Source organism: Shewanella sp. 30m-14, from assembly GCF_052977125.1.
This window is the reverse complement of the sequence record NZ_JBRILW010000002.1, coordinates 149,189-165,291: the sequence shown is the minus strand read 5'-3', so window position 1 is coordinate 165,291 and position 16,103 is coordinate 149,189. Positions and strand designations below refer to the sequence as shown.

11 protein-coding genes are annotated in these 16,103 nt (G+C 44.3%); 5 read left to right on the top strand and 6 right to left on the bottom strand.

What is annotated here, in order from left to right; all coding sequences use genetic code 11:
* Positions 1-118 precede the first annotated feature (118 nt).
* Positions 119-2,965, top strand: a complete 2,847-nt coding sequence (locus ACVBIU_RS02465; protein ID WP_447162974.1) for a TonB-dependent receptor domain-containing protein — start codon at positions 119-121, stop codon at positions 2,963-2,965.
* A gap of 369 nt (positions 2,966-3,334) precedes the next feature.
* Here ACVBIU_RS02465 and ACVBIU_RS02460 read toward each other — a convergent pair whose 3' ends face one another.
* A complete protein-coding gene (locus tag ACVBIU_RS02460; RefSeq protein WP_447162973.1) occupies positions 3,335-4,201 on the bottom strand; it encodes a LysR family transcriptional regulator in 867 nt (288 codons plus the stop codon).
* A gap of 100 nt (positions 4,202-4,301) precedes the next feature.
* Here ACVBIU_RS02460 and ACVBIU_RS02455 point away from each other — a divergent pair, with 100 nt between their 5' ends.
* Together ACVBIU_RS02455 and ACVBIU_RS02450 are read left to right on the top strand one after the other, a co-directional pair.
* Positions 4,302-5,369, top strand: coding sequence for an HlyD family secretion protein (locus ACVBIU_RS02455; protein WP_447159465.1), 1,068 nt, complete (start codon positions 4,302-4,304; stop codon positions 5,367-5,369).
* 69 nt (positions 5,370-5,438) lie between these two features.
* The gene (locus tag ACVBIU_RS02450; RefSeq protein WP_447162972.1) at positions 5,439-6,500 is read left to right on the top strand and encodes a DUF2955 domain-containing protein; all 1,062 of its coding nucleotides are present in this window, start codon (positions 5,439-5,441) and stop codon (positions 6,498-6,500) included.
* A 58-nt stretch (positions 6,501-6,558) separates the two neighbouring features.
* Here the strand turns inward: ACVBIU_RS02450 and ACVBIU_RS02445 are convergent, their stop codons facing one another.
* Complete coding sequence (locus ACVBIU_RS02445) at positions 6,559-7,809, bottom strand: MFS transporter (RefSeq protein ID WP_447162971.1); 1,251 nt, start codon at positions 7,807-7,809, stop codon at positions 6,559-6,561.
* Positions 7,810-7,910: 101 nt separating this feature from the next.
* Between ACVBIU_RS02445 and ACVBIU_RS02440 the strand changes: the two genes are divergently transcribed.
* Entirely contained in the window at positions 7,911-8,693 is a 783-nt protein-coding gene (locus ACVBIU_RS02440) for an AraC family transcriptional regulator (RefSeq protein WP_447162970.1), read from the top strand.
* Positions 8,694-8,729: 36 nt separating this feature from the next.
* Here ACVBIU_RS02440 and ACVBIU_RS02435 read toward each other — a convergent pair whose 3' ends face one another.
* Positions 8,730-9,020, bottom strand: coding sequence for a DUF6482 family protein (locus ACVBIU_RS02435; RefSeq protein WP_447162969.1), 291 nt, complete (start codon positions 9,018-9,020; stop codon positions 8,730-8,732).
* 196 nt (positions 9,021-9,216) lie between these two features.
* Positions 9,217-13,557: a collagenase gene (locus ACVBIU_RS02430; RefSeq protein ID WP_447162968.1), complete on the bottom strand. Its 4,341-nt coding sequence runs from the start codon at positions 13,555-13,557 to the stop codon at positions 9,217-9,219.
* A gap of 395 nt (positions 13,558-13,952) precedes the next feature.
* Between ACVBIU_RS02430 and ACVBIU_RS02425 the strand changes: the two genes are divergently transcribed.
* Positions 13,953-14,480, top strand: a complete 528-nt coding sequence (locus tag ACVBIU_RS02425) for a hypothetical protein (protein WP_447162967.1) — start codon at positions 13,953-13,955, stop codon at positions 14,478-14,480.
* A 153-nt stretch (positions 14,481-14,633) separates the two neighbouring features.
* On the opposite strand, the gene ACVBIU_RS02420 is transcribed toward ACVBIU_RS02425, so the two are convergent.
* Positions 14,634-15,146, bottom strand: coding sequence for a hypothetical protein (locus tag ACVBIU_RS02420; RefSeq protein WP_447159472.1), 513 nt, complete (start codon positions 15,144-15,146; stop codon positions 14,634-14,636).
* A 164-nt stretch (positions 15,147-15,310) separates the two neighbouring features.
* On the bottom strand, positions 15,311-15,697 hold the full coding sequence (locus ACVBIU_RS02415) for a DUF2541 family protein (RefSeq protein ID WP_447162966.1): 387 nt from the start codon (positions 15,695-15,697) through the stop codon (positions 15,311-15,313).
* Between the last annotated feature and the right edge of the window lie 406 nt (positions 15,698-16,103).

Genomic DNA, 16,103 nt, shown 5'->3' with positions numbered 1-16,103 from the left:
TACTTAACAATACTGTAGATTTGTTGCTTAGTTAAGGGTAGCTACCTTGGCTTAAAAATTAGAAGACTCAACAAAATTGAATGAATTGAGTTCGCAATTAACAAAGGGAATGTTGAATATGACGTCAATAAGCAGTTTATCTAAAGCTGTCAAAGTTGCATTACTCGCAACGACAAGTGCAGCGTTAATGACAAGTGCTGGAGCTTATGCTGAAGAGCAAGAAGGCGATAGTATTGAAAGAATCGAGGTGACAGGATCAAAAATCAAGCGAATTGGTCAACTGTCTCCAACTCCTGTAACTGTGATTACAGGTGCAGATATGATGGATATGGGTATCACAAACGTTGCTGATATCTTGAATAAACTTCCATCGTCAACAGTTGGTATCTCTCCAGAGACTTCTAACAACACTATTTTTGCCAATGGTCTAAACCAAACTAACCTACGCGGTCTAGGGTCAGATCGTACACTTGTATTGGTTAATGGTCGTCGTTTTGTTGCGGGCTCAAATGGTGACTCTGCAGTCGATTTAAACACTATTCCTACCGCAATGGTTTCTCGCATTGAGGTGATTACTGGTGGCGCATCTGCGGTATATGGTTCAGATGCGATTGCTGGTGTAATTAACATTATTACTCGAACAGATATTCAAGGTGTTGAGCTTGATGTCTCTTATACGCAACCAGAACAAAGTGGCGGTGAAGAGGGGCAGTTCTCGTTAACTGCAGGTGGAACCTATTTAGACGATAAACTGTCGACAGTATTTAACTTTACTTATGCTGAGCAAAAAGAGTTACGCTCAACTGACAGAGACTTTTTAGATAATCCAGTAAACAGTATTTATAACCCTGATTGGAATCCAGATTTAGATGATGGAACTCCTGCACGTATTGAGTACATTGGTCGTAAGCCACTGTCTTGGATTAATGAGGCGGGTACTTTCTATGGTGGTGATGGCGGTCAATATACTTTCGGCCCAGATGGTTCGATGAAAGTATTTGATTATGGTGAAGGCTTAATCCCAGGTCCTGGTAATAATGATAGCTATTGTGGACCAAGCTGTGAGGGCTATGATCCTGTTGATTACGGTCTAGTGCGTACACCGTTAGACCGTAAGGTATTTACACTAAATACTGACTATGAAATTAATGATGAGCATAAGATCTTCACTGAAATCACTTATGTTGATTATACCTCTAACGGTGAAAGCACCCCGGTATTCCATACGTGGAACCCCGTCATGGCTGATAACGCTTTTTTGCCACAAGCAACCCAGGATCTGATGGCCGATACAGGTATGGAATACCTAAACCTTTCCCGTATCGATGGTGAGTTTGGTAACCGTACTTATAATCAAGACCGTGAAACAACGCGCTTCCTCGTCGGTGTAGAAGGTGTGATCAGTGATGATTGGGATTACTCTATTCACGCTCAACGTGGTCAGTTAAAGGAAACCACGCTATGGAAAGGTCAGATATGGGATGAGCGTTATGAGCAGGCTAAAGATGCTATCTTAGTCGATGGTGAAATAGTTTGTCGTGATGCAGATGCACGTGCAGCGGGTTGTGTACCTATGAACTTACTTGGTGAAAACCAAGCAAGTCAAGAGTCTATAGATTGGGTTGGCACAAGTGCTGGCCAGACTGCCAAGACAACACAGACTAGTGCTGGTCTCGTTGTTAGTGGTGCGCTATTCGATCTGCCTGCAGGTTATGTTAGTGCAGCATTCAGTGCTGATTACCGTAAAGAAGAGTCTGAAACTAATCCAGATCAAGCGTTAGTTGACGGTACAATTTTTGGTAATAGTGCCAACCCAATGCGTGGTGAGTATGATGTTACTGAATTTGCAGCTGAATTTAATATTCCATTATTATCTGATATGTTCCTCGCACATGACTTAGCGCTTGATTTAGCTTATCGTTGGATGGATTACAGCACTGCAGGTCAAGATGATGCATGGAAAGTGGGTTTAAACTGGGCTCCAATTGAAGATCTGCGTCTACGAGCGACACGTTCTAAATCAGTTCGAGCACCAAATATTGGTGAGCTATTTAGCCCTGCAGGGCAAACATTTGAAAACTTTACAGATGTTTGTGACAAGATTAACGTTGAGCTAGGTCCAAATGATAACCGTAAGGCAAACTGTCAGGCTGCTGGTTTGCAAGATGGGTGGAATCCGTCTGATTCTTGGTACCAGAGTAATCACCCAGGAAGCAACGCTGGTAATCCAGATCTTAAGGCTGAAACGTCACACGATTACACAATTGGTGCGGTTTATACGCCTAATTATCTTGAAGGTTTCTCTATCACAGTAGATTACTGGGCATTTGAGATCTCAGATGCAATTGAATACATAGATGTTAGTACTGCTGTTCGTTATTGTTACGACTCTGAGTCACTAGATAACGTTTATTGCAGCCGATTTACTCGTGATGCCGCGACTGGTGATATTGTCGATTTCGTTCAGAGCCCTGTTAACTCTGCGTCATTTGATGTTAAAGGTGTCGATATTGAAAGCCAATATGACATTCCAACTGATAGCTTTGGTGACTTTAAAGTTCATGTTATTGCGACTTACCTAGAGCAGTGGCAAACAAACCCGACAGGTTTTGCTGATGATCTACAGGTCGATGTTGGTGAATACACAGATCCACGTTGGAAAGCGATGTTTAGCTTAGGCTGGAAGTACGATGCACTAAGTCTAGAAGCACGCTCTAACTATCGTCATTCTGCAGTTGCGAGTAATGACTGGAAGCCTGAGAACAACAACTATAACGATATTCCATCGAGTACTGTTTGGGACTTCACAGGTTCATATGCCTTTAATGATGCTCTATCTTTACGCTTCGGTATATTGAATGCCTTTGATCTAGCGCCACCACGTAACCCATATGTTTATGATGGTGACGGCTATTACGACACAACAGGTCGTGCATTCTTCCTAGGTGCAAACTATAAGCTTTAATATTATTAAATAATTAGTTAGTCATATCGTGCTGTAAAAAGCATTGATATTATTAAAAGCCAGTAGCGATTCGCTGCTGGCTTTTTCATTTCTGTCAGTAAGAGTTTGTCATCAATGATACTGCAGGCTCCCCACTGCTATGCAGCAGATATGGTCGTTACTGAGTCATGTTTGTTTCTCTTACAAAGTGCAAGAAAGTCGCAGGAAAAGTACTCGCTGTAGAGATTGAGCGACAGGCTATAGCTTCAGTGTAGTTAGCAATATTTTTCTCTTTGAATGTAAATCCTTTTATCTAAGTTAGTACGAGCTTTCACATTGGCGCAATCCATTAGATTTAGAATTGGTATCTTTAGCACTCACGCTAGGCTGCTAATTGAACTTAAAGGTATCCCTAAGCAGCTCGATCAATGCTCGGCTCTTCTCTGGTAAAAACTGCCTAGAAGCATAGATTAAGGTGAGTTTGATTTCTGGCAGCTTTTCTTTGGGTAACACTGCGAGCAACTCGCCTGATTTAAGCGCATCTTGGACTAAGATGGTTGGCAATAGGGCGACGCCTTTGTTACTGCTTGCCATGTGCTGAATTAAGCGTAAATCGTCAGAGCACAGCCTAATAGTGAGGTTGTCGGGGAGTGATGCAAAATTATAACGGCTCACCATGATAGGGTGCTTAAACAAGTCGTCAAAATCGACTATAGGCTCATGATTTTGCAAGTAATCAGCAGACGCGACTAAGCTACTCGGGAATCGCAATAGAGTTTGCTGTACATAATCCTCATTTATCACCTTAACCCCATCGGGTAAGATCTGGATATCGACGTTGTCTCGTTTAAGGTCGACACTTTCCTGACAATGCAACACTTCTAATAATACATCTGGAAACTGCTCAAGATAATTATCGATCAATAGGCTGAACATATTAGAGGTAATAAGCGCGGCGGGAACGGCGACTCTTAATACCCCTTGCAAAGACTTTTGCTGATTACTGAGTAACTTTGCCGCCTGCGCCACGCCACTTAATGGCTGATTAATTTGCTGGTACAACAAGCGACCATTTTCTGTGAGCTCTATTTGGCGTGTGGTGCGAATAAGTAATTGGCAACCCAAAGCCTTTTCCAGTTCTTGTAAGCGCCGGCTTACTTTCGAACGCTGTAACGAATGCTGTTTTGCTGCAGCGCTGATCCCTCCATGTTGAACAGTTAATACAAACAGGTGTAGATCATCCATGCTAATGTTCATTGTCCTACCTATAGGTTGTAAATGCGCTATTTGTCATTCTATTTAATCTAATTAGCAATATCTATAATACTTGCCCCTCAGATCGACCTTGGACTTATCCATGCAAACCGCAGAACATGCTTTTCGTCGTTGGATGCAAAGCCTCATTATTCTATTTATTATTTTTATTGGCTATATCGTTATTGCTGATCGCTATGCTCCACTCACCACTGAAAGCCGGGTGCAAGGCTATGTGGTTCAAGTCGCAGCAGAAGTAACAGGTACTGTGGTGGACGTTCAGGCTGAGAATAATCAAAAAATGCGTAAAGGTGACCCGCTTTTTAGCATTGATGACCGTAAATACCGATTGGCAGTGGAAAAGGCGCAGTTAGCGCTAGAGCAGGCGAGCGAACAAGAAGAGGCTATGTATGCCAAGGTTGCAGTGGCTGAAGCTAATGTTGCGACTAATCAGGCCGCTTTTAAAAATGCCAATAGCGAATTTAACCGAATAAATAAATTGGCAAAGCAAAAGTTAGTTTCGGCGTCGATGCTGGATAATTCGCTGGCTAACAATAATGCCTCGCTATCGAATCTGCATGCTGCTAAGCAGGAGTTGCTCGTGTTAAAAGTGCAGTTAGGTGGACTTCCAGGGCAAAGTAGTGGCGTTCGCGCCGCACAAAATACATTAAAGCAGGCGCAATTAGACCTTTCTCATACCCAAGTGTTTGCCCCTAGCGATGGTGTGGTGACCAACTTGCAGCTCAAAGTGGGCAGTACCGCCAATGCGAACATGCCGCTACTGACATTTATTCCCACTGATTCGCTTTGGGTTGCGGCGGATTATCGAGAAAAAGCGGTTGCGAATATTACCCCTAAAACAAGCGCACTGGTGGCATTTGACGCGTTTCCGGGGCGTGTCTTTAGCTTCAATGTGCAAAGCCGTGACTTTGGTGTCGCCGCCGCGCAGCAAAGCCCTAACGGCCAGCTGACTCATGTGGAAGTTAATAACCGCTGGGTACGTGATGCACAGCGAGTCAGAATTAACTTAACCAGCCACAACCCTTTACCACAACCGCTATTTGTTGGTTCTCGCGCTACAGTCGTATTGTATCCAGAAGACAATATTGTGTGGGGATTTCTGGCTAAGGCTCAAATTCATATTGTGAGCTTACTTCATTATATCTACTGATTTTAAGTCAACATTTACTGAGTTTAAGCCAAGGTTTACTGATTTTAAGCCGTGCAAGGGGGGCTGGTTGTGCAACGAAAAACATTAATAAAGACTCAACGGATCTGGTTTGGTTGTGTGTTTGGCTTGGCTGTTACCTTAGTGTTTGGCTGGTCAAACGGCATGTTTGCCGCGCTATTACCCATGTTTGTCTTAACTCAAATTGATAGGTGGAACACAGGCATCATAGTGCAGCTTATTTTGGGGGTAACTTGGGTCTGTTTACAGGTCACTTTTATTGTTGGATTTTTCCAGCCTTACCCACTATTAATGACCCTAGCTGTAGCGATTATGATGATGTTTAAGTGTATCGCCATGACCCATAAAAGCAGCTACCTTTTTGGTTATATTGGGCTATTAATGGGCTCGATTTTGCTTAACTTTGGCAGTTATCAAGGCTTTGACTTAGAAGATTTTGTAATGGGGTTACTTGCTTCTGCCCTGCTAACTGGGCCCGTTGTCGCTCTTGCATTCTATCTATTTCCTGAGCCTGTCACTAAACAGGCTTTACCCAGCTTAGACAGCAATAATGGCGCTCGGGCGCATATCGATAATCAACGCAAAGATCATGTAGGCATGGTGAGGCAAGCCGCACTCGGCTGGATTATTGCCATGGCGGCATTTATCCTGTTTCAAGTGGCAGATCTCAATGATTCCTTATCGGCTCAAGCTTCTATTTTTATTGTACTGGCGCCGATGACTTTTATTGGCTCTATGGCGGTAGCTAAAATCCGTATCATCGGCACATTTTTAGGTTGTTTAGCAGGTTTAGTGCTGCAGTTAACTCTCTATAGCTTAGCGAACAACATGCTGCTATTTTTGCTGGGGTACGCCATTGCAGCCGCTATATTTTGCCGCTGGCTGGCAATCGGAGGTATCAAAGCGGGGATCGGTTTTTCGGCGATGTCGGCACTGACGGTGCCGCTAACAAGTGCTTTTATTCCTGAGCAGCAAGATGCATTTTTCTCTATCTGTTACCGGTTTAGTTCAATCGTCGTGGCCGTGATTTTGACCTCGGTAGTGATTTGGATTGTTCATCACTTTTTAGTACGGATAATAAAACCCAATTCTTTAGGGGTGAAGGCGAGTTAGGCGATAGAGCATTGCGGCGATAACAAGGGAGTTTTATGCTCCCTTGCTACTTGCGGATCTAAGGCTGGGCTGTGACTAATGCGTCATTGCCATTGTGATTAGGAGGCTGGATTAACTCATCTTTTGCCGCTAAAAATGCGAACACCCCCCAGAGCACAGCACAAATAGCGCAGATGATTAATGGCAACTGCCAACTTGCGGTTTGTTCGTGTAGCTCGCCAATTATCATAGGGCCTGTGGCTGCCAACAGATAACCTAAAAACTGCGCCATACCTGATAACGTCGCAGCCTGGTGTGCACTAGCGGTACGCAGGCTTATTAAGGCTAATGCTAGAATAAAGCCACCTCCAGCACCAAAGCCAAATAACATACCCCAAACCATGGCAAACTCAGGTTTCAGTAGCAGCCCCATAATGCCAATAAATGCCAAAAATGTTAGGCCAAAGCTGAGCAAGCGTTTGTCTTTAAGCTTACTCATAAACGGAATTAATACTAAAGCGGGTACCGCTGTGAACAGTTGCAACATGCCATGGATCACCCCCGCCTCATGATGGCTGTAACCGCAGTCGACTAAAATTGTCGGCAGCCAACTGATAAAGATATACATCAAGAAAGAATTTAAAGCCAAAAATAGCGTGATCTGCCAAGCGCTAACGTGACGCCATAAGTAACTATGGCTATCGAGCGCCTGCGTGTCTTTGCTCGGTGGTGTGTGGTTACGCATCTGTGGCAGCCATACCAAGATCGCGATAATCGGGAATATCACTAAACTACCCAATGAAAACGCCCAACTTGGAATAAAACTTATCGATAACTGTTCAGCCATATCGGCTAATGGAATGGCCAAGCTTGCGCTCATTGCGGAACCTGCGCCCATCATCAACACATACATAGAGGTCATGGTGGCAATTTTAGTTGGAAAGTCGCGCTTCATTAAGCTTGGTAGTAGCACGTTAGCAAAGGCGATACCGGCACCTATGATGACGGTTCCGAGAAAAAGAGTGCTTGATGAACCCAAAGACCTGACTGTTAAACCGATAAGAATAAACAATAGCGACAGCATGAGCGCTTGCTCAAGACCACGCTTGCGTGCAAGTTTGGAAGCAACGGGTGAGAAGAAAGCAAAAGCTAACAAAGGCAAGGTGGTCAACATTCCTGCCTGTGTTGCAGACAGGTGCAAGTCTGTTCTTATGGCGTCAAGTAAAGGGCCAACACCGGTTATAGGGCTGCGTAAGCTAATGGAGATTAATAACACACCAAGCAGTAAAAATGCGCTGCTGGCAACACGAGAAGGATGCGATAACGTCATAATAGGCACCTTTTGAGAATATGAAAGTGCGATAGCTTACGCTTCTAAATGCTTGCTGTATTGAGCTATAGTGACTCTATGTTGCTAAAAACGGTCATGCTATGAAGTTCGATACGCCCTCACTACCGGAGTTTGACTCCGACAATTACCCTCAACCTGTGGTGGCACTGCGCTTAGTCGGGGAAGAAGATGCTGAAACTCCGTTTCACCAGCATCGAAAGTGTCAATTGGTACTCGCACTGAGTGGCTTTGTAAAATGTAAAATTGATGACGCAATTTGGATTGTGCCACCCAATTGTGCTGTTTGGATCCCAAGCCAGGTGCCTCACTGCAATCAGATCTCGAAAAACGCTAATGTGTGTATGTTGTTTGTCGACCCTGATGTCGCTGGCATGCCTGATCGCAGTTGTACTTTATCTGTGACTCCTTTAATCAGAGAGCTCATTGCTCATTTGACGCTTGTTGAACAACATTATCCGCAAAATAGCTCAACCGACAAATTGGTGGGAGTGCTTATCGATCAGCTGCGGACTATGCCAACACAGCACTATGACTTTCCTATCCCGACTGAGCCGAGATTGAAATCCATTGCCAATGCCTTGATTACATCGCCAGAAGATAGGCGCACAGTAGCGCAATGGGCGGGACAATATGCGATGAGTGAGCGCACGCTTGCGCGTTTAGTTAAGAGTGAAATAGGTCTTAGTTTTGGTCGTTGGCGTGGACAGCTACATATTCTTTTAGCTTTACAAAAACTGGCGACAGGCGATTCGGTGCAGCGTATTGCTGAAGAGCTAGGTTATGAGTCTGTTAGTGCGTTCATTACTTTTTTCAAAAAGACGTTGGGCCAATCACCTAAGCAATATATGAAACTAAAAGATTAGTCGCTCGACAAGTGCAATTGCTTAGGGCGTTATCGGTTAAAGTTTTATGGTTTCTTTGTAGTTGCCGGTGCACGAAAGGCCGCACATTTCATCGTAAGCAGTCTGGTATTCAAGCTCTGCGACTTGATAGCGATGACGTCGTAATAATTGCTTTGCTTGGGCAAGCGAAGTGACACATTGCACGCTGGTTTCCTCATCCAGTCGAATAAAGTTATCTTTGTCATCCATTGCACCAACAAGATAATGTGGCGCGTCGGCGACACCAATGATGCGAGGCTGGGTCGACGAAGTGTGTAATGTTTGGTTGAGTGACTGACGCATATCCATAATTATCTCCTATTAAGCAGCAGTGACTATCGCTACAGAGCATTACGCTCGAAATGCTAAAAGGGTTCAGCCTATTTCTGTAAATGAATGGGTTAACATTAGGCTGGCACCATACATCAGACGCCAGACATAAAAAAAAGCAAACCACATGGGTTTGCTTTTTAGCGAGTCTGTTATGAATACCGTTGAAAGTAGCCTATTTGAGCGTGACCTTCAGTGTGACATCCTCACTGCTTGGTGTGCTCTGCACTGAAATGTAGTACCAACCATAATCAGGTTGCTGAACAACAACTTGCTCCTGAGTCCCCACATTGGTTGACTTCCCCGTGTTGTTGTCGGCATCAGGCCAGCTTTCACCGACGTATAGTTCCAGCTCTCCACTTCCGTGACCAGTTTCGGCGGTTAAGCTTTGCGTGTCTCTTGGAATGTAGATGTAGAAAGATGAACGCCCGTTTTCAACACAGATAGGGACACCATTACTGATGCTGCCATAATCTTTAGCCGTGCTGGTGGCACACATGTTTTCTAACGCTGTAGGTACTTCCGGCTCCACTGGTTCAACAGGAGTTTCTGTCGAATTGTCGGTTAGGCTAACGGTCATTGAGACACCGCTGTAGTTTGAGCCAGTATCGATGGCAATGTAGCGCCAGCCGCGATTAGCGACAACATGTAGTTGCTCATTATTACCACTCGCTTCAGACTTAGCTTGCGAGCTTGTTGCTGATGCCCAAGTGTCTGCATTGAAGTAAATGTTGGCATTGCCATCACCGCCTTGAGTGCTGATATACAGGTCTGTATTGTCCTGCTCAACCCATACGTAGAAGCTTGATTTACCGCCGCTTACGCATTCTTGCTTTTCAAGGGTTAACTTACCTGAGCCAATGGTCGCTGCGCCGCAATGTGCTACCACGCCATTGTTAGGATCGCTTGGGAAAGCATCACTATTGTCACCTATGCCATCACCATCAGTATCAAGCGTTTCTGTTGCATCATTCGGGAAGGCATCGCCGTTGTTACCCACACCGTCTCCATCAGAGTCGACAGATTCAGTCGCATCGTTAGGGAAGGCATCGCCGTTGTTACCCACACCGTCACCGTCAGAGTCGACAGATTCAGTCGCATCGTTAGGGAAGGCATCGCCGTTGTTACCCACACCGTCTCCATCAGAGTCGACAGATTCAGTCGCATCATTCGGGAAGGCATCACCGTTGTTACCCACACCGTCTCCATCAGAGTCGACAGATTCAGTCGCATCATTCGGGAAGGCATCGCCGTTGTTACCCACACCGTCACCATCGCTATCAGTAGTTTCAGATGGATCATTTGGGAATGCGTCTTGGCTATCAATCACGCCGTCGCCGTCCGTATCAACAGGTACGGTAACATTACCATCGAGCAATTCGTCAGTAATTAGGTACTCATTGAACTCTTCCTCTTGGTCCATCACAGCTACGCCTAAACACTGATTGTTTTCATCAGTAATGGCTGCGCGGCGGTTACCAAACCACTTCCAGGTCGTTTCACTGTCGTAAGTCTCACCGTTTGCGATAGTGGTAAAGCCAAAGCTTTCACTGAGCTCTCCGGTTTCATTGTCTACACGGTGAATACGTACAGGTGTATTAGTGGTGTTAGTAAATGAGAAGTCAGCTTCAAATGGGCCCACTAAGTGCTTAGCTTGAAGATCACAACTACCAATGGTATTCGCTGCTGGAATGACTTCTGGCTCTGCCGCGTTAGCGATAGTGGTTTCATCAAGGGTAAAGTCAGCTGTTGGATTATTGAGTACGCCGACACTTAAACAATTAAGACGCGCATCGGTTACCACAAAGCGACGGTCACCATACCAAATATCCGATGTATAACTTTCGCCTTGGTTTAGTGTGCCATAGCCAAAGTCAAAGCCCGTGGCGGCGCTTGCATATTTTGGTTTGCCAGTCAGATTATCAATACGGAACAGGCGAACTGGGTAGTCCGTGGTATTGGTAATGGTGAACTCGTGAGACTCATCTTTGATGAGGTGAGGTCTAATCAGATCGCAGCTGCCAAGTAGATCCTGTGCTGGGATCTGCTCAGGTACTACATCTTTTACCAATTCTTGCTCAATCGTGAAGTCGTTGCTGGCATGGGTCATTACGCTCACACCTAAACAGTTCATTGCGTTGTCGCTCAGCATCATGCGATCGCCTTGACGCCAATTTTCAGAACTGTAGCTTTCACCAAGATTCAGCGTTTTATAATTGTTAGCAAAGTTGGCTGTGCCTTTATTATTGTCTACCCAGAATAGTGACACTGGGGTATCAGTACTATTGGTGATGGTAAAGTCAATTTTGTCGGCATCGATGTGACGCGCATATTGCTGAGTTAGTGCACACTCACCTATTACATTGTTTGCGGGTATTGTGGCAGCTGGTGGGGCAACAACATCGGCATTCGCTAAGACAAACGCTTCAAAACCAGATTCAGTGCGCTCGGCCACGCCTTTGAGTACTTCTGTATAGGCATCTTTGTCACCGGCTTGCAGTGCTTGGGTTACCTTCACAATTTCGTCAGGGTGCTGTTCAGACAAATAACGCATTGCGTAATAACTCCAAGGATAGAGCTCATCGTATCCATAAGCCATAAACAGTAGGTTGTAGAGCGGTGGAACCGTTTCGCCTTCAAGGCTGTTATTGGTTCTAGGGTGATCATGACCATTGGCTAAGTACTCTGCCATACCTTCAGACCAAGACACGTTGTAATCAAACGAGCCGTAAGAGCCTTTCTTGATATAGCGGCCATCTAAGTAATGCACAAACTCATGGCGCAGGTTGTAGATTTGATCTTCATATTGGCAAGAGTTGCCAACCCATGAATCCGGGCACTGCATGGCAATAAAGCGTGCCTGATTGCCTACAACCTCAGGTGAACCTTCAAGGTACATACCGCCATTATCAGTACTAATACCAAAGAACTCTGGGGCATATTTTTCATAATCTTCAGGTGAAGCGAAGGCTACGACCTCAAGTACTTCATTTTGATCGCCTGCTACCGGAATGCCATTAGTATTAAAGAAGGCGTGAAACTCAGCTTCTTGCTCGGCCAAGTCGGCACAAGATTGAGTTAGCGTTGCTTGTGAGATACTGCTTTGAGCGCGAATGATTAACTTGTCAGTACACTCATGACGCACGCTTAAAATATCTTCCTCTTTTGGCGGCACGATACACTTACCAAACAAGGCATCACCGGCTTCACATTGGCGCTCGGCAGATTCTAAGTAATTCTTAGTCACCATAGTTTCGGTCGTCTCAAGAGAGATGATCGCCGAAATTTTGTCATGAACTTCTAGCACTGTACTGTCAAAGCGTGCTTTTGCTTCATCAGTCGCAATGGTTGATATTTTTCCTAGCGCGATAAGAGTATGTGGCACAATCCACTTTCTATCGTCTTCTGCAGGCCAACGCATATCAAGTGAAGTTTCGCCTAGATAAGCAAAAGAGCGCATAACAGACAATACGTCGAGCATATTGTCGTTATAAGCAGCTTTTGTTGCAGAGTCACCATAATAGGCCGCAGAATTAATGGCCTTTAGCAGCTCCATTGCCGCATCACCCGCGTTGTTACCTGCAAATGGGTTAGATTGCTCTGAGTAATATTGAATACTGGCAAGGAGATGAGGCAGTAGATCTTTAAAGTATACCGCTCCTGCACCACGCTCGAAATTCTTCAATGCACCAGCAAAGCCTTCTTGGATAACGCCGCCAGCATCGCCGATAAAGTTAGTCATTTTGGCTACAGCCTGCAGCGCAATGCTCAATTGCTGCGCTTCAGCATCTGTCATTGCCTCTGCGTAATATTTATATGATGCGAGAAAATATAGAAGTTGGTTTAGATCTGGATCGGCTAAGTCATCAGCGCTTGCTAAGTAATGTAGCGCTTCAGCAGCGTCAGTAATGGGATCTTGGCTTGCTCCTGCAATGGTTTCAAAGTCGCTATAGCTGGCGGCCAGAATGGTTGCAATCGTAGCACCATATTGGCTCTTAGAGGTGATAGCAGGAGCTGGCAGAGCAACGTCAATATTGGTATTAAACACAATGTAGTCACCCATAGGCGGTGGTACATCTCCCCCCGTAATAGTCACTTCTAATGTGGTTTGTTGGATATTGCCATTAATTTTAAAGTAACGCTCTCCTGCACGAGAGGTGAAAGAGAGGCTTTCATCATTGGTGTCTGGAGTACTGCTAATCAGCTCTTGATTACCGCTCCAATCATCACCGTCGTATAAAATAAGATCGGCATCGCTGCCAGTAAAGCTACCACCAGAGGTAGTGATAGTGATCTGACTATTTTCGTAAGGAACATTGATATAAAAGTAATGACCATAATCAGTGATGCAGTGGCTTTGATTCGCCAGAACTTCACCTTGTCGGTCTAAGGTTTTATCTCCACACATTTCTGCAGCTTGTACTGAGCCGATATTTATTGAGGCTAGAATGGCACTAGTGAGAATGGACTTGCGAGAGATGATATTGGGTAAGTGGGCTTTAATGTTTCTTATCATAATTATCTAACCTCAGTGGGTGAGGGATTGTAGAAGTTAGGCTTTGTTGCCATAACTGCTCCCCTAAAGTAGTCGTACCAATTCCCTTGTATGACTTCAGATACTTAACCATCCGAGTTAAGTTGGTTGTTATTGTTTTGTTAAATTTAACTTGAGCTTAACAATATAATGTATACAAAGTCAAAGCTTGATAAAATTTAAATGAGATTTAGGTTCATAAAAAAGAGGAAAAAACTGAAAAGGTGGAGCAAAAAGTGAGTTCTATCTCTTGCTGTTATGGATCCTGCCTGCAGGAAGTTTTTGTGAAGATTAAATAAGTTTAAAAGTCGCTATTAGATTATCTGGGTATACTAGCCCTGATGGCAGTTTAGCCATTGATTTGTTGGAGTAGTTAAATGCAGTTTAAGACGGTAATAGTGCCGGCAGCTTTGGCAATTAGTTTAAGTGGTTGTGGTTATTTTGGTGGCGATGAAAAACAGCAGCTAGAGCAAGCATGGCTAGCCAAAAATGAGCAGTTACAGCAAGTAATTGAACAGATCCGTAGCCAAGGTATCGAGGCCGTTGCCAGTGGTGCAGAGGCCGGTAGTGTGGCGGCTTGTGTAGCTAGCAAACTTGAGATGGACCCTGTTGGCGAGCTTGTTAATGTAGAGGGAGCACTGGTCGAGTCGGCAAAGATTACAGAACTTCTTAGTGAGTTAGAAGGCTTACTAGAGCAAGATTTTAGCTTAGAGAATATGTCTAGCCTGCTACAAAAAGGCGCCGATGCGGCGGCTTACGCTAAGCAGATCATTGCCGAACAAGGTGTTGAGCAAGGGTTACAACAGTTGCAGCAGATGGCAACGGCAAGTGAAGAGTTTGCTAGCCAAGATTTAGGCGCGCATTTTCAGCAGCTATTGCTCGAATGTCAGCAACAAGCCAATTAACTTCCAATAAGCATTGGCTCAATGAATCATGGCTCAATGATCATAGTTTAATGAGCCATAGCTCAAGATCATAGCTCAATGAAAAATGACCACTATTAAGTGGTCATTTTTGTATTAGGATTGGTGTTTATCGCAGACATATTTAGGCTATAGCTACTCGAGATCAATCGTCACTACGTTAGTTACTCCAGGGGTGACATTGATCATTCCGGTGGTGTAGAACTTGCCTTGGTCTGATTTTGCTTTCAGGTAATATTGGCCGCTATTAAGCATCGTCGTGCGAGTATCGTACGCAGCTATGCTTTTATCTGCCATCCAGCCATTGTCATCAACGGCATATAGGTATTGATCGCTTTCCATTGCTGCCCCACTATCTTGATGGAAGGCAACGAAACGCACCATGGTCATGCCTTTAGGGTTTTTTTCAGATTCAATTGAGCGAATAACGCCAAAATCTCTGCTCGTTTTCCCCGTCAGTGCGGCATAAACATCTTCAGATTGATTTGAATATTGTGGTTTGTCGTGGCTGTAACCTGGATTAGAAGAGCCGCTAGTGGATGAGCCTATGCTAGCGATATCTGAAACGGAATCTGCAATGTTTTTGATGTCGTTACTTTTGCAGGCGCAAAGGCTTAGCACGAATGTGCAAAGAAGAATCTTTTTCATAATTTACTCCATGTAAGTCAAACACATCCTTTAAAATGACCATAAATATCCCGAGTAACCACTCACGGTGGTGCTTGACATAAATACAGTCACTTTACTTTATCGGCTAAAATAGCAACCGCTAAATAAGTCGTCAATAGTACAGACGTCTACTTCTGGAGGTATTACTTTTTACGGCCGTAAACTTTAATACCTGCTTTAGAACCATCAGAGTTACCGAAGACTTCCAGCTTTTTTACGCAGCGACGGTAAGCGAAACCACGCCAGTCAGTGTGTTGGTTTTTCTTTAGATCACGATAGAAGCGAATTGTCTTAGTCTGGCCGTTATTAAAGGTGACTTTGATTTTTTCTAAATGCAGATCGCGCTCAGCCTTTACACGAATCGCGTCAGTTTTACGGCAAATCAATAGCGGAATTTTTGCGCCGTGATCGCCGCCGCTCAATAAGATCGTACGACCTAAAGTAATTTGCTCATCAGCCATAGCAATATTGCTTACTGCTAGCATGCTTGCAGCCATCATTAAGCCAGCCACAAAGGATTTGATATTCATATTTTCGGTTAGTGAATGAAAAGGGCGGCTAAATTAGTCTTTTGTTTGCTTTCGCGCTAGCAAATATTGAATGAAGTTAGACATCACTAGCAATAATTTGAATAAGCGCAGAGCGACAAGTTCGCTTGCTGCTCAATGTAAGCTTGTAAGCTCTAGTGGTAATAAATAGGTGATATTTACTTAAGTGTTAAAGATGCTGTCATTGGTGATTTTATCCACCCTGTTGTGTTGTAACTTTTTTGCTGGCTAGTTAAAAGTGCTGAAAAATGTCAAATTTTTGGATTTTATCAACGTGACTTAGGTCATGTTTTGCGTCAACATAGCAGTATTAAGTAAGTGATAGTTAATTTAGAGTCTGGCTCGATTGCCGCCTTGTAAAGGGCGCAATATTTGGCCTGTAGAGGAA